Raw genomic sequence first — 20176 nt, 5'->3', positions numbered from 1 at the left:
GGAACTTTATTTTCAATTTATTAACTCTGTGTGTGATTTTTAGAAGAGATGGCTTATTTATTCCTTCCACATAATGTTTGTATTCATTCGGAGAGTAGTTGAGTGCATTGGGAATAATCGTTCCTTGAAATATTTCTGATGAGTTTCAAGCAAAGTTCCCTCTGATTTGCGCAGTATAAGAGCAAATGCAACGATTGTTTTCCGTAAAGAATGTTAGAGGACCTTGTAGTTTCTATTTGGAATTTCTGAGTGCAAATTCATTTGTATGTTCAGCTTTTTTTCTGAAAGAGACGGTAATACCGTCTCTTTCAGTCTGGTTAAAGTTTATATGTAGCGGAAAAAGAAATATCTAAACCGGTTCTATATTTTTGAAACACGTATTCCTGCCCTGTCAGTGGATCCGTTTGAGTGATTTTGAATTGGCTATTCATAATATTTCTAACGGAGGATCTAAGATCGAAGCGGTCGTTGTGTCTGTAAATATAGACTACGTCAGAAGTTCCGGTTCCTTTTTGAATCGCGTTGGGAACACCGTCGGACCCAACTAGAGCGATTCTGTCGCTAAAATAATTATAGTATAAACCTATATTATGTTTTTTGCTTTTTGATACGAACAAGTCCACTTTAAAGTTGGCGACAAAGTCGGACTGACCTTGAAGAGGGCGGTTGAGCGTAGTAGGGGCATAGGCCGAGTAAGTGGAAATCGGATCCACTTGACCTGTCGCTATAAAACCGTAGATGTTTGCGTCGATTACGTCCACTCTCGATTTAATGAAGAAGACGTTCGCTTCGACTTTAAGCCACCAAAGAAGTTCTCTGCGATAGTCTAATTCGATACCTCGAATTGTTGCCTGTTGAGCATTCGCGTATTTATAAACTAAATTCGCGCTTCCCGCCACGGGTAATCCGATCAACTCGATCGGATTTGAAAGATTCTTAAAGAAGGCTCCTACGCCTATATAATCCGTATTTGTAAGATAGTATTCCCATCTGGCATCGTAATTGTGGATGTAGGTCCTTTGAAGACTTGCGTTACCGAAAATTCGATCCGCTTGAAAATAGGCCGCAAAGCCGAAAGGAGAAAGTTCCCTTAGGTCAGGTCTTGTAAGCGTTTGAGAATATCCGAATCTGAGATTCATATCTTTTACGAGTTCCCAGACTATGTTTGCGGAAGGTAGTTTATCCTGTGTCCGTAGTTCGCCGATTCCTACGTTATTTGCATCGCATATATTGGATCTAACTAGTAGTAATCTTTCCTCTTCTGAATTTGTTTTACAACCGTAACTTGTATTGAATCCGTTCCAGCTGTTTTTAAGATCATAGGTTTGCGTCTTCTGATAACTATCCTCGTACCTTACTCCGAAGATCGTTTTTAACTTTGCAAGAATCGGGACTTCCAATTGGGTAAAGGCCGCACGTAATGCCTGAGAAGCGTCGTAGGCGTTGTTACCGGAAGCGCGTTCGTACACTTTCCTATTTCCGTTCACGTAATTCAAAGGATTGTAGATGATTTCTCCGGGAATCGGATAGATATAATCTTTGTCGCTTCCGTTGAAGTTCCTTTGAGCGATTTCCCGAAACTCGAAATGTTTAAATCGATCCAGATTGCTGATTCCGAATTTTAACTTGCTCTGAAGTCCGTCCCATTGGTTAAACGGGATTTCGTATTTGAGGGATTGGCTTCTGACTGTATCCTCCGTATTCGAAAAGTATCTTGTTCCGTCGGGATTATTTCCCAATCTTCTAAAACCGTTGGCAAGGTCCGTCCCACCTTGGGACCAGGCTTGATTTCGAGCGTCAGGTTCGTCTCTTTCGGCTAACGCATAGTTTATGTTCCATTCTACTTTATGGGATCTTGAGCCGAACGCATTGATTTCGTGTTCGCCGCCTAATGTGTTATTGAAGATAGTTCTACTGATATAACTTAGGTTTGTGGACTTGAAGTTGAAATTATCAATGTAATTTGCGCCTTCTCCCTCCCGAACAGTCTTATCGGATTGAACCGAATATAAGGTTTTTATAAATAACTGCTGCCCGATTTTAGGTTCGTATGCGAGGTTTAGGTTGTTTCCCCAAAGAACTTCTTCCCCGTAAATTTTAAGGTTATTCTGATTTAGAGGACGCAGTATATTAGAATCTTTTAAATAAAGAGAAATCGGATTGGAGGCTTGGAAGCGGGCGTTCGCTTCTTCGCGATAGTTATAACTTCGATTGTAAGTTGTTCCAGCAAGAACTCCGAATCTTCCCCATTTTTCCGTCTTAAACGAATTACCTGCGGAGATGCTAAATGATTTGTTAAAAGGAGAATCTTCCTCTTTGGGAGACCATTCTTGATTGAAGGATAGGGCGCCTACTTTCATCAGGTTGGTCGGAATACCGCCAAAACGATCTCCTTCCACAAAAGGAATCGCTTTCGGTAAACCTGAAATCATATCCGGAAGTTCTTGTTTTTTGGAAACCAAGCCGAAGTTGTTCTGTATATCGCCTGTGTTGAAGGATTTGAATTTATGACCGGCAACCTGGGTATTTTTTCCGACTCCCAACGAAACGGAGAGTGAAAGATTATCGGGATATTCTTTGGTTTCTATTTTGACGATTCCTCCGGAGAATTCTGCGGAATCTTCTGCTGAGGCGGTTTTGGAGACTCGAATGTTTTTGATTACACCGGCCGGAAATAAATCCAAAGGTACGATCCGTTTATCCGGTTCAGGAGAAGGGATAATGGAATCGTTTAGAATCGTATTGGAATATCTTTCGCCGAGACCGCGGACGAAAATAAATTTACCACCTACGAGGGTGATTCCCGTAACTCTTCTGAGAACGTCCCCTGCGGACGAATCTGGACTTTTCTTAATCGATTCCTCACTGATTCCGTCGGAGATGATTCCGCTTTTTCTTTGCAAAGCCAATAAAGCGGAATCCGAATTTTCAAGACCCCGTCCTTGTACTTCTACCGTATCGAGAAGTTTTGCTCCCATTACGACGTTTAAGGAAAGTCTGGTTCCAGGGCTGATTGTTACTTTCTTGGATTGTGTGGCAAATCCGATCATCTGAAATTCCACGGTATGTTCACCCGGAGGAAGGTTGAGTTCATATTTCCCGTCAAAGTCGCTTCGAGTCGCCGCTTTGATCGAACGAACGATTACGACTGTTCCGAAAACTGGGTCACCCGATTCCGAATCGACTACCTTTCCGCCTAACTTCCCAGTTGTTTGTCCGAATATAGGACTTGTTATCATTGAGAAAAAGAATAATAAATAGATTGTTTTATGTTTCATGTTCCGTATGTACAAACTTTAAATTGATTTTTATGTTCTATAATTAGTTTAATTTCATCGATTCGGATCGTCTTTAAGCCGACTTGTAAAGAGAATTCCCCGATAATATATCCGTTTATATTCGTCAACTTACGGACGTTATACGGTTTAACAAAAGGAAGCACTTTAATCGGCCCCTTTCGTCCTTTAAGATTTTGTCGGATTTTACTTATTCCTGCAGTTCTTCTGAGGAGAATCAGATACATCGAATCTTCTATTTTCGAATTCGCTGCGATGTTGTTTTGATCCAAATTATTGGGGAGATATATCTTTCTGATTTCTTTTGGATTACACGAATAGTGAAGCAGATCGTCCGATTGATTTGGATTATCTCGTATTTCCGTAAGCGCTTTTGTCAGTGCTTCTTCTACGGATTGAGACGAGTTTTGAAGAGTGTATGATTCTTTGATTTCCGATTTTAGAATTTCCCGATCTTTTTGGATTTCTGAAACGAGCTTTGAATTTCTAAGTTCCTTCTCAAAGTCGGGGCGTTGTCCTTTGTCTTTACAATCGAATATTGAAGTTGATAAAAGGATCAACAAGGGAATATTAAGAAAAATGAATTTATGATTCTGAAACATATTAAGGACAGAGGATTCCTTTCCTTGGGAATCCTCTATTAAAGTTATTTTGCTCTGTAAACGGTCCATCCATAAGCCCAGTTCAAACCACTGAGCATACCGCCGTAAGTTGTGTTATCGGTAAAAAACGAGTCTGAGGATTGTGCGGTAAGTGCAGACGTCGAGATGGCGGAAGCTTCTCCGGAAGGTTGATAGTCCGGTTTAGTAGTAAACGCACAGTTGTCTGAATCTCCAGAACCCAAGGAAATAACCGGAAGTGAAGTTAGACCAGTACTCGGTAGTACACAACTCGCTGTGTTTCCGTTCGATTTAGCCGCTTCGACCAGAACGTCGGTGAAAGTTGGAGAGGTTATGGGACCTCCGACCGTAGCGTTCAGTACACAATCAATGTTTCCGGACTGAAATCCGTAGATAATTCCATTGGTGAATTTTCCTTGGAGTCCTTCTCTCAATCTCGCTCCAAAGCCGTTTGATACTTTTTTTCCGAGAAGAGTAAAATTGGAGAGTTTTACATTTGTTGTGGTTTTAGAGGTTGCAGAAGCTGTTCCACCGCTATGAGTTCCATCCATTTCAAAACCGTGAGGATCTGTAGAAACAGTCCCTCCGCAAGAGGTTGGATATTTATGAGAGATCAAAAACTGGACTTTTCCGGTGAATGCTTCGTCCAGATCCAAGTCGTCGTCCATTCCACCTGTCAGTAGAAGATATTTCCCGTTCCAAGCTCCACCCCAAGATTCTATACCGTCGTCCAAGTGTCTGTGAACTTGAACGTGGTCCAGAGTGGTTCCACTTCCTACTACGTATAGAGACATCCCATTCAACTCGTCTCCGGGTGAAACTTCGTTTCCTGCAAATTCGACGATCGTATAAGAGAGGCTACCGGAGCTTCCGTTGTCGTTAGCACCGCTATTGTATTGAAGACCGGTTCCGCCTTCCGTGTTTTGTGCGGCTGCTCTGGAACCTATACCGTCGCCTACGATCAAAATTCCACCCCAATCCCCCGGTGCTCTATTGCCGGAAGTTTTGGAGGAAGTGAAACATACGGGAGCGTTCGCATCTCCGGTGGTTACGATCTTGGCACCTGGTTCGATAATCAAAGCGGAACCTGCCGTCCCGAAAATTACAGAACCTCTTTCGAAGGTTAGAGTTGCTCCACTTTTTACTTTTACGATTCCACTGATCGATGAGGAAGAGTAAGCCGCAAAGTTTTGGCTTGATGTGATATTTCCCGAAAGAACTGTGTTTCCGCCTTGAATGGAGGTTCCGTCGCAGACCGCAGCTCCAGCGTTTTCATTGGTCCCCGTTAAAAGAATGAGAGCCATCAATAGATTGTTGTCTTGTTTGTTTTCATTACAGTTTACAAAAGAAGAAAGTAATAGGGCTACACTTATGATGAAGAGTGAAGTCCTTTGTGAGAAAGTTGATTCCATTTTATACTCCTTGGGAATAAACCGTAGAAGGTCTTAGGCTAAGATAACTGGAAGGAGTTACGTATAAGTTACAAACTGGTATAATTCTCATAACTTTCGTATGTTTTGATAAGGAGAACCAAAGCTTCGAAAATGAACAGTAGGGCGAAGGAATTTTCACGGAAGTGCGAAGAATAGGATTAAAAGTAAGCTCATAGAACTCAAGGCGAGATAACGATCTCCTTTCGTTTCCTCTTTCGACTCTTCTTTTTTTGCCCATGTTATTTCTTTTTTTTCGATCGTAATCATTTCCTTTTTAAAGCCGCGTTTCGTTCCGTCCTCGTATTCAACAAGGATGCCTTGCTCGTTTTCGGACGTTTTGACGTTTTCGATCACTTCGTTCGTTTTAATGTTTTTTACGGTGTCCGCAAAAAGAGTGTTTAAAAAGAGTGATACGAATAAAATAAGAAATATCGATGGCTTTGTAATCATTTTGTAACCTTTTGTATTCGAGAATGATGATTGCTTCTCATCTTTATAAAATCCTACAACATGAAAAATGGATGTATTGTTACAATCGCATTAAAGATTATGATAAAGGCTTATAGTTTGTTCGGTTTGGTTTTGTGCGTTTTTGGTGAAAGTGGAAAGTATGATGACGATTGGATTGGTGGATGGAATAAAGGTTATATTTAAGAAATTGTAATGTAATTTTTAATTTATAGATGCATCTGTTGTTTCCAATGCTTATGATGGCGAGTTCCTTGGTAATTGTGCGTGTCGGATAGTCGAAAACTGTCAATCAACTGTATTCATTTTCTCCGTTCTTGCTGCGGGATGAGGATTCAAATACGCCGAATTCGCTTTAAGATCGCGAACAAAAGATATTTTCGTTCTTTACGATGGCACTATCTTTAAGTATAAAAGTAGGTTTCTGGAGTCTTTTTGTGACTTGGTCGTTTCAGCAAGTTTAAGTGAAGAGTATAACTGTAAGAACTTCCCGATTCACATATATCCACGATAGGGCTAACGCAGGAATAACAGTGTGACACGTTGCGTGGGCCTGTTTTCGCGAAAATTTCAAAAAGAGTTCAACTTGCAGAGTTCATCCGAACGTTGATTCATCTCATCATTCGTTTTTTCGGACTCGGTTGATACAAGGTTCGTCGAGATTTTTTACTGAGAAGTTTTCAAGCGGAAAGAAACTTCCATACGTTTTCAAAATGGAGAATTTTTTTGGAAGAAGTTTCAAATCTTTTTCGAAAAAACGAAGTCAAGAACCAAAAGAGTTTGAGAAGCGACCTGAATTCATGATCGAAATTAAGCCCGAATACGTTTTTTGAAAAGAACGAAAACGGACTCGATTTTTGTGAAAATTTTACAATTTTACCCAGTAAAAGAGAACAATTTTTACAAAAAATTGGAAAGAGAATAACCCAAGACACCGTGCATTAAAGAGCTAACTGAATTCACTGTAGAAAAGAAATCCGATATATTTTAACTGGGTTTGATATAAAAAGGTTAGAAAATCTAGGAGTTCCTACATTCTAATTCTTTAACATCGCACTTATGTAAGGTTAAATCCTGCTTCAAAACGTTACCCGCTTTTTTGCTTTCTGATGTGAACGACAAATCGATATATGTCGGTAAAACTCTTTGTTCTTAATAAGCAGGCTCAATGAAAAACCATAGATTTTGACTTCATGCCTCATTAATATAAAGTTAGGCAATATTGTCGTTTATTACTTTTATAAAATGATATCTTCTTAATAATAGTTTACTAAATTCGATACAATTTTCAAAAATATTTTAAAAGCGGTTTTTGGGCTTAACACAAAAGACAAAAACGCCTCTAAAACGTTATGTTCCTGATTTATAATTTCTATTTTTTTGTTATAAATTAAAAAATTATAGTCCAAAGAAATGAATGACTCGATTTTGAACTTTCTAAATCCGATCATTTTAAAAGGATCTGTAAAATAGTGTTGTTTTATAAATTCTATTGAATGAAATAGGACTCTTTTATCGGATAAAGAACTCGAATGGAAACGTTATGAATTCATTCCTCAATTTATACAACTGGAATATTCGCCAGAAACTAATGGTGATCATTTCATTCATCATCTTAATTTCTTTAGGATCGATCATTGCTCTCGCCACGTATTTTTTTAAGTCGGACAATGAAATCCGTATTAAGGAAAATAACTTAAAACTGACCAACGTGATCAGTCAAAAAGTGCGCTCCGATATAGCATCGCTTACGAAACGTTCTTTGCTTCTTGCGAGGTCCGTTGCAGGTTCGGAAGAGTCGGACGATATTCTCCAAAATGACGAAGACATTTTTTATCTGAAAATTTTCAGAAAGGAAGGACCGAATTATGTGGGGATTAAACGAATTGCTAACGAATCTACTCTCAAAAATTTCAAAGTTTCTCCCGATAACGCAGACAAAATCGTACGCAAGTATTTAAACAAGCAGAAGAAAGCCCAAATTGGAAAACCTCAGGTTTTTAATGTGTCTCCGGATTTTCGCAGACCTGTGTTATATCTTTCCATCGTTCTTGGAAGTGGGGTTAATTCGGCTACGCTTGTTTCTTTGGTGAGAATGGATTCCATATTAGATTCTTTTAAAACATCCGGAATTACCCAGTTTTTTCTTGTAGACGATGATGGAAAGTTGGTCGCACATTCCGATTCGAATTTGGTATTGCAACCGACCGATCTTAGTGATGATCCAATCGTTAAGAATTTATTGGAAAGTACGATCAGTAATGGACAAACTCGTTATAAGGGAAAAGACGATCAATTTTATCTGGGTTCTTTTAGGAGAATCGGATATGCGGGGTTGGGGGTAATTTCTAGCACCTCGGAGAAGAAGGCTTTTGAAGCAGTTTATAACATTCAGAAGAGAAATATCTATCTCATGATCGTAGTCGTAAATATCTCGATTTTATTTGTGTTTTTTTATTCAAGAAGACTGACAAGGCCGATTTTAAAACTCGTAGACGCATCCAAACAAATCGAACACGGAAACTTTCACATTGATCTAAAGCCAGAATCGGGGGATGAAATCGGAAGACTTACTTCTTCCTTTGTGGAAATGGGTAAAGGGTTGTCCGATCGGGATAAGATGAAGGATGCTTTCGGAAAATTCGTAAACAAGGACATTGCCGAAATGGTCCTCAAAGGAGAAGTTAAACTTGGAGGAGACAAACGGGAGTGTGCGATTTTGTTTTCCGATATCCGCAGTTTTACTTCCATCTCGGAAAAAATCGAACCAGAACTTGTCGTTGAATTTTTAAATCAGTATTTTACCGCGATGGTAAAATGTATCAACAAACATGAGGGAAACATTAACAAATACATCGGTGATGCGATCATGGCCGTTTGGGGAGAATTAGGTCATAAGGATTCCGACACCGAAAAGGCGATTTTGGCCGCACTTGATATGCGTAAGAGTTTGATTGAATTCAATAAAGGGCGCGGAAACGATAAAAGACCCAAAATTTTTATTGGTATTGGAATCAACACCGGAGAAGTCATTGCAGGACAGATTGGCTCTGAAGATAGACTTGAGTATACGGTCATTGGTGATGCGGTAAACCTTGCCTCCAGAGTAGAATCTTTGACGAAAGTATTCGGGGCGGATATTTTAATTACTGGGAATTCTTACGAAAAAGTAAAGGGAATCTTCAAAGTGACAAAACTAAGACCGATCCAGGTGAAGGGAAAAAAGTCTCTACAAACCATCTACGCGGTTTTAGGACATTCTAAAGATAAAGCCTGTCCTAAAAACCTGAAGGAACTTCGAAAGCAAATCGGAATGGATTTCAAATCCGGCAGGTCTAGATAATATGAAGGCCCGATTCTTTTCAGGCGATAGGCCAATTCTATTTTTTCTTATATTCAATATCGTAGTATTTACCGTAATATTTATATACGATTATACTCGATACGGTTATCAAGGTTCGCAAGAAGTAATCGGGACTATTCTTTATAAATCTAATACAGTCAAAAGAAAATATGACTCCGAAGTAGTCTGGAAAGAAATTAAAACTGGAAACTCACTCCAAAACAGAGATACAATTCTAACCTCCGAAAATTCTCAGGCAAAAATCAGACTTTTGGATGGAAGTGAGATTACGATTGCGGAAAATTCTATGATTTTTATCGATTATTTGGATAATCGGACAAATTTGGAAATTTCTGCGGGTGGCCTACAAATTACGAGAAAATCGAATAGTAAAGAAGATACTTCTTCCCTTGGGATTCGTTCCGGCGACGGAGTTCTGAAACTTGTGGAAGGAGTCGTAAATGTAGAAAAAAAGAAAAACCAAAAGACTCTCGAATATGCGATTCTTTCGGGTAGCGTCAAAGTCGATCCGAGTAATCCATTTCCGATGTTGCCTAAAAAATCCTTAGATGAGTTTGAGAAATTATTTCCTGTCGCGGCTGATATCCAAACCGCCCAATCCTTTCAAGAATCAGCGACCGCAAATTCAAGTTCATCAATTAGATCGAATTCCACCACCTCCGAAAGTCATACTCAAAAACAGAACTACGATTATAACAAGGTTCAAAAAATTGATCCTACTACTATAAACAAAAAGAATGAAGAATCCAAAAATTCAGAGTCTAACCCGGAATCGAGGCATAATGGTCATTCTTCCTCAGAAGTAAAAAAACAGAAACGGATGCCTGAGGAATTGCTCAGGCAAGAAAAAGAAAAACGTAGAAGAGAAAGAGAATATAGGGAACAAAGAGAATTTTTACGGATGTAAATCTTACTCTAAACGAGAACCACATCGGTCGGTGTTAGGGATTCGATGTTGTGAGTAAATCCTTCTTTATCATGAAATAGAACAACCAATTTATCATTTTCGAAGGAGATTACTTCTACGATTGTGTTTGTATGAACGAAAATTCCATTATGAAGGAAGGTGCGCTTGATGATTTTAACTTTGTCGCCCGGTTTCATTCTGCCTCTTTGTTTAATCCTTCATGAAGAGGAATAAATAAAAATTCTAATTTATTATTCAAAAATTACCGAAAAGTTCAATTTGATAAAACATAATTGAGTCCGTAAAATTTTATAATACAGGAACCACAGTTAAGAACTCACCGTCGGGAATAATTTTAAACGTAGCGCGAACCCCTGTTTTTTTCCAATCGTCAAGGGTTTGTTTAAGTTTCGTTTTTTGTCCCCATGGCTGTTTTTGCGAGCCGTTTTCCCCTATAATGTGGTAGTTGATGTATACGGGTGTATTAAAAACATCGGTAAACTCAATCAGATAAATTTGATGCTTTTTAGAAAAGGTTTTATCGGAGGAACCTCTTTCCGTTGCACTTTTTAAGATCCTTCCCGTAAGAATAGAACCGCTTTTTATTTCATGTGGAAGAAATGGGGAATCGCCTTTATTCTTTTGCGTATTGGTAAAATTTCGAATTTTTGCTTTTATCCAGATAAAACTCGCAACGAAGAATAATGCTACGGAGAGTAAAATGAAAAATAGAAATGGTGAAAGAATAGAAAGAAACGGAAGAAAATCCCCAAGATTGGGACCATGATTTAATGAAGTGAATGTGCCATCTAATGGTAATTGAGTATAAGCATACGTTTTCAGAATTATACAAACTCCCGAAAATGAAAAAGACAATGCAGTTAAGGCTATTATAATCTGAACTATAAGAGAGGTTATGTTTTGGTTATCAGCCTTACGTAATATTCCGGAAGGTTCTTTAAGCAATATTAATTTTTTATAAAGTTCGTTAAAGTAAGGCGAAGGATGAGATGAATTTATTTCGGGAGCAAATAATATATTTTTATTCGGATTATTCTCCGCATACACTAAAGCGCCTTCATGTAGCCTATCACCGATAAAAATGTAAAAATCAAAGTTTCCTCTTTTTATCAAATATATTGTTTTACACTGTTGTGCGATCATCGCTATAAAAACAAAAACAGGAATTATGAGGAAAACCGGGACCAATAGATTTTCTCCGGAAATAATCCAATGATACAATACTATCAACCCGTTTTTCTGAAATAGGATTCTTGTTATAATTTCAAATGCGACGAGCAAATAAATAACTGGAAAAAAGAGCTCTTTTGAAAAAATAAAATCAGTAGGATCGTTGCGTGAAGATTTTTCTGAAATATAACTAGGAATTTTGATGGTTTGAACTTTGCCGCTCGGCTTCATTCTGCCTCTTTGTTTAGGTAAAGATTTTTTCCTTCTTTTTTCATTACGCTAAACAGATGGATCTGTTTTTGATCCAGACGCGTTCCGATGTCGTAGATCGCATCCGTAAAATCCGCTCCTTCCACATTTGCGCCCGCGAGTTTTGCCCAGCGAAGATCGGCTCCTCTGAAATTTGCGTTTCTAAGGTCAGCATTGTTTAAAAAGGAACCTCTGAGTTTGGCGGCGGAAAAGTTTGCACCCACAAAAGAAGAGTTTTGTAAAAAAGCGTGTCCTAGATTGGCTTCGGAAAAATCTACTCCATCAAATTTAAGTTTTTCTAATATAATGCTGGAAAGATCTTCCCCTTTGAGAGAACCTTTTTCTTTGAGAATTTCTAAAGCCTTCCCGGCAGTGATTCTTTTTCCTTTGGGAATACCAGCACCGTTTTCGTAATCCTGAATCGCTTGGAGCAAAGCGGCGACTGCAGACTCTGGATAATTCTTTCTACGTTCCGGAAACTCGAACATGGCTTCGATGTCTACAGCTGTTACTTTCTTAAGTTCAGAAATCGTTTTACCTTTGGCAAATTCGGTAGCCATCGCAAGTGCGACGATCCCAAAGCCACAACCGGTTGTGGTATAACTTGCATCGGTGATTTTTTCGGAGGAATCTATTTTGAGATAAATACGGTAACCGTCTCCGCAGCCTACGTTCCTATAATTAGAGACTACAGTTGCGTCTTCCATTTCTCGATAGTTAAGTCGATCATCGTTGATTTGTTTGTACCGCGCGAAGTCCATTACACTCATGAGAATTCTCCTGCCCGGTCTTTAGACGGCATAAAAAAGAAGAAGAGTCCGGAAACTCACTGCATCTTATATTTTTTCTTGAACTTGTCTACCCGGCCAGTAGTATCCACGAGTTTGGATTTTCCGGTAAAGAATGGATGGCAAGCAGAGCAAATCTCGATATTGATATCGCCGATGGAAGTTCTGGTTTCGTAGACGGTTCCACAGGACGCACAGCTGATTTTGGCCGCTTTATAGTTTGGATGAATTTCGGTTTTCATAAATTCCTTTGTCGATGCGTTTACTGGGTGTTCATGCTGGCTAAAAAGGCATCGTTGGTTTTGGAAAGCCTCATTTTTTCCAGCAATAATTCCATGCTTTCCGTGATACTCATGGGAGAAAGTACTTTTCTCAGAACAAACACTTTCTGAAGAACATCTTTGGTGATAAGGAGTTCTTCCTTACGGGTTCCGGACTTGTTGATGTCAATGGCTGGGAAAATCCGCTTGTCGGAAAGTTTTCGATCTAGATGGATTTCCATGTTACCCGTTCCTTTGAATTCCTCGAAGATCACCTCGTCCATTTTGGATCCGGTATCGATCAATGCGGTAGCGATGATTGTGAGAGAACCGCCTTCTTCTATGTTTCTTGCGGCTCCGAAGAATCGTTTCGGTTTGTGAAGCGCGTTGGAATCCACCCCACCGGAAAGAATTTTACCGGAGGTAGGAATCACTTGGTTATAAGCGCGGGCCAAACGAGTGATCGAATCCAAAAGAATAACGACGTCCTTTCCGTGTTCCACAAGTCTTTTGGCTTTTTCAATGACCATCTCCGCAACCTGAACGTGCCTTTGTGCCGGTTCGTCGAATGTTGAAGAAACTACCTCTCCGCGGACGTGGCGTGCCATGTCGGTTACTTCTTCCGGACGCTCGTCAATCAAAAGTACGATTAAGGCACATTCCGGATGATTGGAAGTGATCGCGTTTGCGATATTTTGCATTAGAATCGTCTTACCGGTTCTCGGAGGAGCTACAATCAAAGCTCTCTGTCCTTTTCCAATTGGACACATGAGATCTAAAATCCTTGTATCCAACATAGAAGGATCGTATTCCATCTTGAGCCTTTCATTCGGATACAAAGGAGTTAAATTGTCGAAGAGCGCGCGTTTGCCTGCGACATCGGGAGTATAACCGTTCACAGTTTCCACACGCAACATCGCAAAGAATCTTTCGGATTCTTTCGGTGGACGGATTTGTCCTTCTACCGTGTCTCCGGTTCTTAAACCGAAAAGTTTAATTTGAGAAGGAGAAACATAAATATCATCCGGACCAGGGACGTAGTTATAATCGGGAGATCTTAAAAAACCGTAACCGTCCGGAAGTTTTTCCATCACACCAGCGGCGTGTACTTGACCGTCTCTTTCCGCCTGAGCTTGCAGGATGGCAAAGATCAAATTCTGTTTTTTGAGACCGCTCGTGTTTTCGACTCCAAGACCTTTAGCAACTTCGATTAAGTCGGCGATTGCTTTTTTCTTGAGTTCTACAAGATCGATGGGAATCGGAGTTGGGCCTTCGTAGCCGCCCCGTTTGCGTTTACGGAATCTATGATCTGCGTTGTCAGAAGATTCAAGATCTTGGGATTCCTGTCCGGCGCTTTCTTCTTCGATAGAACCGGTTGTTTCGGAATCGTTTTGGCTGTAGTTATTATTTTGGGTGTGGTGTTTGTTTTTATTGTCTCGTCTTGCTGTTGCCATATTAGAACTACTTGAATTTTTAAAAAGGGAAGGATTCGCCTTTTTGAGATTTTATTTTTGAGAATACAGAGTGGAGAAGAGATCGGTTAGATCGGCTCTAACCATGAGATAACGATTACAAGCGGAAGCTGTCAACGAAATTATTCAGTGAGGTTTTCTTTTTTTTGCAGTTTGTTTCAAAGAGACCGTTTTTGAGGTAGATTTCTTCCTGGTTAATGAATTGTCCTTTGATGTGTTCTTTCCTGGTTTTTTGGAGGAGGTTGGGGCTTGTTTTGAAGAAACGGAAGTTTTGGGAACTTTCGTATGAGTTTCTGGTTGGGGCGACGGCGGAGTAGCTTTTTTACGGGGAATCGAATTCTCCTTAGAAAGAGAGTAACGGTTTTGGAGTTCTAAGAATTTAATTCTATTCTGAAGGGTTGTTCGAGGTATACCCAGTTGGAGCGCTGTATGCGATATATTGTCTTGATTGGCTTTTAAGGAATGGAATATAAATGCACTTTCGACTTCTTTTAGCATCGTTTCCAATGGAAGTTTTTGAAAGAAAGCATCGCTCACAGAAGGAAATTCCAAACCACTTTCGTTCTGGCGACCTAAAACGGCACGAGGAGTAATGAAATGATAGAGATATCCTGCGATCTTGGAGCCTTGTTTAAGAACGATAATCCTCACATTACACTCAAGCTCGGTCATATAGGTTTGTAAGGAAAATGGAGTATTTCCGTCCAAACGAAGTTCATTGGATTTTAGATAATCGGCTAAAAGATTTTTACTCATCTCCTTGAGTAATCGTTCTGCCTGAAGGATCGAATCCCGAAAGTATTTTTTGGGTAGAATATTCTGTTCGAATGTTTCATTGTAAAAGATGGAGTTTCCTTCCAAATCGGTAGCTAAAAGTCCATCCGGAAGATTTTGTAGGATAAGTTCCATGAACCAGAAGCGAGAACTCTGCTCTTGCTCTTGTTTTTTTGATTCAGCTATGGGTTCCGGGCTCGGACGATTTCCGGAAACGAGTTTTCCAAGTCCGGCCATGACCTGAACTTTGTCCCATTCTTCTTTTTTTTCACCTGTTAGGGTTAATACCGGGATCGATTTTTGTCTCTGAAAGTATTGAAAGAAAGATTCGGGAATTTCAGTTTCTAGAAAACTTTCCGGAAGTCGTGTGTATTCCCGCTCGGACGAACTCAAGTCCGCCATTTCCATCTGTATCAATTTGCGGGATAAAAGCCCGATAAGATCTCCAGACTCGTCCACGACCGGAAGATGTGTCGCCGGTGTGATGAGAAAATATCTGTAGAGGGTTTCTATTTTCATGAAGAATATCGTTGCCAAGTGCCGATTTGGCGTCAGAATACTCTTATTTTCCGGTCTGTCAGAAAATTCTTCTCTTTTTTAAGATTCAAAAACCTTAGTTTCGAGAAAAGATTCTTCTTTGGATTCTACATTGTAAGATAAACGAGTGCCTGGGGGATTTGTATTTGCAAAACTGAATTTTGGAGGAGTTTCCACATTTTCTGGTGAAAAACTTTTAGGAAGAGACTTTCAAAAAAAGAAGCGAGAGTGAAGATGAACTTTGAATTTTTGAACTAAAAAATGAAAAGTCGAGTTGGTTTTGAATAAAAGTCGGAGTTTTGTACTCGGAACGAAACCTGTTTCAAAAATTCATTACTTTGGTTTGGCGTCGTTTCATCGTATGATAAATTATTTTTGAGATAGATTTTAGTATTTTGTAACCTAGTTTAACGTAAGTTCGGCGTAAGAAATCAGAGTCTGTCTCAAATTTGGAAATTCTCACGAAATCAGAGTTCGTTGTCACTATCTCGAATACCGCAAGTCGATGCGGGAACCCACATTTTTCGTTGCAAAAAGTCATTTAACATCATAGAAAGAATGTAAGGAGACGTAATCTGGGAACTTCTGCACTTTGTTACGAACTTGCTGAATGATTGTACTATTTCTTTTAAGATTTTGCGACGGGCTTTTAAACTTGACGAAAGATCTTAAACGTTGTGCAAACTCTTGCAAATTCGAAAAAAGATTTTGAACTTACGATCAAAGCTTCACTTTGAACTTCAAAGAGAAGAAATCCGTGCAATCGCTTCCTCCACATCTTCCTTTTTGCCAAAGGCACTGAGGCGAAAATATCCTTCTCCAGCGGGACCAAAACCGGAGCCCGGAGTTCCGACCACTTGCGCCTTATCTAAAAGTCTGTCAAAGAAATCCCAAGAAGAAAGATTGTCCGAAGTTTTCAACCAAATGTAAGGGGCGTTGACTCCTCCAAACACTTCGTAACCCGCTTTTTTTAGACCTTCGCGAATTTTAGTCGCATTCGACATATAATACGCGATCGAAGTTTGGATTTCTTTTCTTCCTTGAGGAGAATAACAAGCTTCCGCACCTTTTTGAGTTACATAAGAGACTCCGTTGAACTTTGTGGTATGTCTTCTGCTCCAAAGAGAATTGATGCTGACTTCCTCTCCGCCGCGAGTTCTACCTTTGAGTTCTTTTGGGATAACTATATAAGCACAACGTAATCCTGTAAAGCCCGCAGTTTTGGAAAAGGAACGAAACTCGATCGCTACTTCTTTAGCACCTTCTACTTCGTAGATAGAACGAGGGACGTCGGGCTCACTGATAAAAGCTTCGTATGCGGAATCGTATAGAATGATGGAATTGTTTTTCTTCGCGTATTCCACCCATGCCTTTAAACTTTCTTTCGTGGTCACCGTTCCGGTCGGGTTGTTCGGATAACAAAGATACACGATGTCCGCTTTTTCTTTCGGAATTTCGGGTTGAAATCCGTTCTCTTTCGTAGCGGGCATGTAGATCAGATTGGAATATCTTCCATTCGATCCTATTTCTCCCGTTCTTCCAGCCATTACGTTGGTATCTACATAAACGGGATACACGGGATCGGCGACGGCGATCTTTGCATCCGTAGAAAAGATTTCTTGAATATTCCCACAATCGCATTTGGATCCGTCGGAAACAAAAATTTCGCTCTCATCAATTTTGATTCCAAGAGGAGCGTAGTCGTTGTCCGCGATCGACTTTAGTAAAAATTGGTATCCTTGTTCCGGTCCGTAACCGTGAAAACCACTCGCGGTTCCCATCTCTTTGGAAGCTGCTACCATTGCGTCCACGACGGAAGGAACGATCGGAAGAGTCACGTCTCCAATTCCCAATCGAATGATCTTTGCAGAAGGATTTTTTTCGGAGTAAGTCTTTACGCGTTTAGAAATTTCAGGAAACAAATATCCCGCTTTTAATTTTAAATAATTCTCATTGATGTTCGCCATTTTCTTTATTCCTATCAATTAATTTTCTTCCGGCAAAACCTTCTTCATAGCTGTGTTCGTAAAGAAGGTCCTCTTCTCCGAGGTGCCAGCAATAATATCCGTGTCCGTTATCGAAATCGATAAGCCAAAGTCCTTTGACTTCAATTCCGTATTTTTGAATTTTGGAAGACCATTCGAGTATCAGCTTCCGAACTTCTTCCTCTTTGTTTTCCATTTCATTTTCGGGAAGGATTTTTTCCCTAAGTTGAACGATCAATTCCGACACATAAGAATGATATTCTTCCGTAATTTCTCTGATTACGGGTAGAATTTTACGAGCCTCTTCGTATGTCCAGAGTTTCCGTTCCAAGAATATTCAGAAGTCCTGCTCTAAACAAAGACAAAGTAGGGTCATGCGACTTACGACTCCGTATCTTGCTTGTCTGAAATATGCCGCATTCGGCAAATCGTCCACGTCCGTGGAAAGTTCGTTCACTCTTGGAAGAGGATGAAGAATCGTCGTTTTTTTCTTGGAAGCAAGAATCAACTCTTTGTTGATCTTAAAAAGATCCTTGAGCCTTTCGTATTCCTTGTGATCAGGAAATCTTTCCTCCTGAATTCGAGTTACATAAGCGACGTCACAATCCCAGACAGCTTTGATGTCGGTCGTTTCTTCCAGAGTGAGAGGATAGCCTTCCAGACCTTTTTTATAAGAATCCGGTAGTGATAGTTCGGAAGGAGAAATTAGATAAAGATGAACTTTGTAATGCCTGAGCAGATTGATAAGCGAATGAATCGTTCTGCCGTACTTCAAATCCCCGATAAAAGCGACTGTCAATCCGTCTAATGTTCCTTTTTCGGAAATGATTGTATAAAGATCCAAAATCGCCTGTGTAGGGTGTTGTCCCGCTCCGTCTCCCGCGTTGATGACAGGAATTTTTACTGCTCCAGCCGCGATTCTGGAAGAACCTTCGACGGGATGACGAATCACTGCAATATCCGCGTAGGCTTCTATCATTTTCATGGTGTCGTATAACGTTTCTCCTTTGGAAATCGAGGAAAACTGAAAACCGACGGTGGAGATCACTCTACCTCCGAGGCGTTCCATCGCCGCTTCGAAAGAAAGTCTGGTTCTTGTCGAAGCCTCGAAAAAGAGAGAGGCTAAAAGTTTACCGGTTAAGATTCCGAATGCCTTGTGCTGTTCAACGAGGCGTTCCATATCCCTGATTTTCTTGATGAGAAAGTCGAGATCCGATTTCGAAAACTGTTCCGTATCTAGGACATTCTTATGATTATAGGACATTAAGCGACAGAATGTAAAAAAACGCCCTTTTGACAATCAAATTGATTTACGAGTTTTCAGATTTTTCGGGGAGAATTAAAAGCCCCGAAAGTTGTCGAAAAGTTTGTTTCAATAAGGGAAAATCCATCGTATCCTTTGAATTTTCGAATTGAATAGGAAGTCGATTCCAAGAACAACCCGGAAAATGATGATGGGTACGATGATAATTGAAGTTGAGAAATAAAAAGGAAAAAAATTTCGGCAGGGATAGATTATAAGCCGAATACACATTGTCCAGTTCCTTTCCGTAGTGATACGAATGGTCTAAGAAGGAAACAATCCATCCACGTAAAAATACAACCGCTCCTAAAAACCAAATCATGGTTTCCGAAAAATACAACGCGGTTCCGTATAAAAGAATAATAAAAAGAGTGTCGATTCTTAATTCTCGAATGATTTCCGGTTTTTGAATCTGTTTAAAAAAGGCTTTATAGATTGGAAATTTGGAAATATGTTTTCGGGCCATATTTGTCGTGAGTGGTAGACTTAAAAGAAAACCTCCGCTTACTTCCAGGAAGTAAGTTCCTAAAAAAAGCCGAACGTAGTAAAAAAGATTTTGAACAAAGATCGGGCCTCCGTCTTTTTTCAAGTATTCGATTCTTTCTCCTTCTGCACGATTGTACTTATGATGCATAAGGTGCGCCGTTTTTACGATCTGATATGGAGTTCCAAAAAGAATACAAAGGATTCTTCCGGACAAATGGCTTTCGTTTCGGGAATTCGAAAAGTTTCCGTGAACACATTCGTGAATCAAGGCCCAGAGAGTATAGGAAAGAATAACGGAGAGCGGAAGTAAACTCATCGAAATCAAAATCGATTCTGAAATTCCAAGCGGATTCGAAATAAAAGATAGATGGAAATTCCCGATCGATTTCGAAATCGGATTCCAAAAATACAATCCAAGAAAGAATACGCTCAACAAAATCGCGATTGTTCGATTTGTTTTTTCGGGAAGGTTTCTCTGCTGCGGAGTATGGAACACGTTGTGACTCGAAAACAATTTTTTCCTTTTTTAAGGAATCGGTAATTTCACGCAATTGAAAATGGATTTGCAAAAAGAGATATGATAGACCACTTTTAAACGGACTTCCTTATGTTGGTTGAAATCAATCTTAGTCCCAATCTTGTACGCATTTAAAGACTCTTATTCGTATCCAAGTTCTTTTCGGAAGGATTATTTCGTTGGAACTCCGACAAGTAGGTTATGATTGATTCTATAAGAACATTGAACGTTTTTATAGAATCACGTCCCTATGGACTTTCTAACAGACTTTATTGTTGGAACACTCTGTAAGAGTTTTTATATTTTTGTGAAACTAAAGCGTTTTGCTTCTATTGGTGCTCTTCAGGTTTTGGGACGGACTCTAAAATTCCTCTACCGATTGTTTCGATCTGGAAATCAAAAAGGAGATAAGAATAGAATTCATTTCGGATCCTTTTCTATTTATTGATTCCTACATAAATAGAATGCCGTCATTTTAGTACAAATTGACCTCATTATATTTTTCAGTAGTATTCAGATTGAGTTA

At 39.7% G+C, this 20176-nt stretch carries 16 protein-coding genes; 2 read left to right on the top strand and 14 right to left on the bottom strand.

Annotated elements, in window-relative coordinates; genetic code table 11:
* Positions 1-317: 317 nt before the first annotated feature.
* From LEP1GSC190_RS13330 to LEP1GSC190_RS13315, 4 genes are all read right to left on the bottom strand, one after another.
* Positions 318-3278: a TonB-dependent receptor gene (locus tag LEP1GSC190_RS13330; protein ID WP_002746893.1), complete on the bottom strand. Its 2961-nt coding sequence runs from the start codon at positions 3276-3278 to the stop codon at positions 318-320.
* Entirely contained in the window at positions 3275-3967 is a 693-nt protein-coding gene (locus tag LEP1GSC190_RS13325) for an LA3241 family PerA/PerB upregulated protein (protein ID WP_237578306.1), read from the bottom strand. The genes LEP1GSC190_RS13330 and LEP1GSC190_RS13325 overlap by 4 nt, the downstream gene beginning before the upstream one ends.
* On the bottom strand, positions 3943-5328 hold the full coding sequence (gene lipL48 / locus LEP1GSC190_RS13320; protein ID WP_002746921.1) for an oxidative stress response protein LipL48: 1386 nt from the start codon (positions 5326-5328) through the stop codon (positions 3943-3945). The genes LEP1GSC190_RS13325 and lipL48 overlap by 25 nt, the downstream gene beginning before the upstream one ends.
* A 156-nt stretch (positions 5329-5484) precedes the next feature.
* Entirely contained in the window at positions 5485-5799 is a 315-nt protein-coding gene (locus LEP1GSC190_RS13315; RefSeq protein ID WP_002746796.1) for an LIMLP_04285 family protein, read from the bottom strand.
* Between the two features lie 1561 nt (positions 5800-7360).
* Here LEP1GSC190_RS13315 and LEP1GSC190_RS13295 point away from each other — a divergent pair.
* Both LEP1GSC190_RS13295 and LEP1GSC190_RS13290 read left to right on the top strand, forming a co-directional pair.
* Positions 7361-9160: an adenylate/guanylate cyclase domain-containing protein gene (locus LEP1GSC190_RS13295; RefSeq protein WP_002746696.1), complete on the top strand. Its 1800-nt coding sequence runs from the start codon at positions 7361-7363 to the stop codon at positions 9158-9160.
* A gap of 1 nt (position 9161) precedes the next feature.
* Complete coding sequence (locus LEP1GSC190_RS13290; RefSeq protein ID WP_002746867.1) at positions 9162-10088, top strand: FecR family protein; 927 nt, start codon at positions 9162-9164, stop codon at positions 10086-10088.
* A gap of 8 nt (positions 10089-10096) precedes the next feature.
* Here the strand turns inward: LEP1GSC190_RS13290 and LEP1GSC190_RS13285 are convergent, their stop codons facing one another.
* The 10 genes from LEP1GSC190_RS13285 to LEP1GSC190_RS13235 form a co-directional block, all read right to left on the bottom strand.
* Complete coding sequence (locus tag LEP1GSC190_RS13285) at positions 10097-10285, bottom strand: hypothetical protein (protein ID WP_002746863.1); 189 nt, start codon at positions 10283-10285, stop codon at positions 10097-10099.
* A 112-nt stretch (positions 10286-10397) separates the two neighbouring features.
* Positions 10398-11510, bottom strand: a complete 1113-nt coding sequence (locus tag LEP1GSC190_RS13280) for a hypothetical protein (RefSeq protein ID WP_002746768.1) — start codon at positions 11508-11510, stop codon at positions 10398-10400.
* Positions 11507-12298 carry an iron-sulfur cluster assembly scaffold protein gene (locus LEP1GSC190_RS13275; RefSeq protein ID WP_002746710.1) on the bottom strand — a complete coding sequence of 264 codons (792 nt, stop codon included), beginning with the start codon at positions 12296-12298 and terminating at the stop codon, positions 11507-11509. The genes LEP1GSC190_RS13280 and LEP1GSC190_RS13275 overlap by 4 nt, the downstream gene beginning before the upstream one ends.
* 56 nt (positions 12299-12354) lie before the next feature.
* Positions 12355-12558 (bottom strand): 50S ribosomal protein L31, encoded by a 204-nt coding sequence (gene rpmE / locus LEP1GSC190_RS13270; RefSeq protein WP_000845534.1) that lies wholly within the window; start codon positions 12556-12558, stop codon positions 12355-12357.
* A gap of 20 nt (positions 12559-12578) precedes the next feature.
* A complete protein-coding gene (gene rho / locus LEP1GSC190_RS13265) occupies positions 12579-14030 on the bottom strand; it encodes a transcription termination factor Rho (RefSeq protein WP_002746906.1) in 1452 nt (483 codons plus the stop codon).
* A 144-nt stretch (positions 14031-14174) separates the two neighbouring features.
* The gene (locus LEP1GSC190_RS13260) at positions 14175-15341 is read right to left on the bottom strand and encodes a helix-turn-helix domain-containing protein (RefSeq protein ID WP_002746753.1); all 1167 of its coding nucleotides are present in this window, start codon (positions 15339-15341) and stop codon (positions 14175-14177) included.
* Between the two features lie 758 nt (positions 15342-16099).
* Positions 16100-17326, bottom strand: a complete 1227-nt coding sequence (locus LEP1GSC190_RS13250) for an LL-diaminopimelate aminotransferase (RefSeq protein ID WP_002746904.1) — start codon at positions 17324-17326, stop codon at positions 16100-16102.
* Positions 17310-17675 (bottom strand): DUF2203 domain-containing protein, encoded by a 366-nt coding sequence (locus LEP1GSC190_RS13245; protein WP_002746882.1) that lies wholly within the window; start codon positions 17673-17675, stop codon positions 17310-17312. The genes LEP1GSC190_RS13250 and LEP1GSC190_RS13245 overlap by 17 nt, the downstream gene beginning before the upstream one ends.
* 6 nt (positions 17676-17681) lie before the next feature.
* Positions 17682-18608, bottom strand: coding sequence for an aspartate carbamoyltransferase (pyrB, locus tag LEP1GSC190_RS13240; RefSeq protein WP_002746828.1), 927 nt, complete (start codon positions 18606-18608; stop codon positions 17682-17684).
* A 46-nt stretch (positions 18609-18654) separates the two neighbouring features.
* Positions 18655-19629, bottom strand: a complete 975-nt coding sequence (locus LEP1GSC190_RS13235) for a fatty acid desaturase family protein (RefSeq protein ID WP_162882189.1) — start codon at positions 19627-19629, stop codon at positions 18655-18657.
* Positions 19630-20176: the final 547 nt, after the last annotated feature.

Origin of the sequence: Leptospira mayottensis 200901116, assembly GCF_000306675.2 — a bacterium.
GTDB classification, from domain to species: Bacteria; Spirochaetota; Leptospiria; order Leptospirales; family Leptospiraceae; genus Leptospira; species Leptospira mayottensis.
Note: the sequence above shows the minus strand (reverse complement) of the source record. Positions and strands in the feature narration are given on the sequence as shown.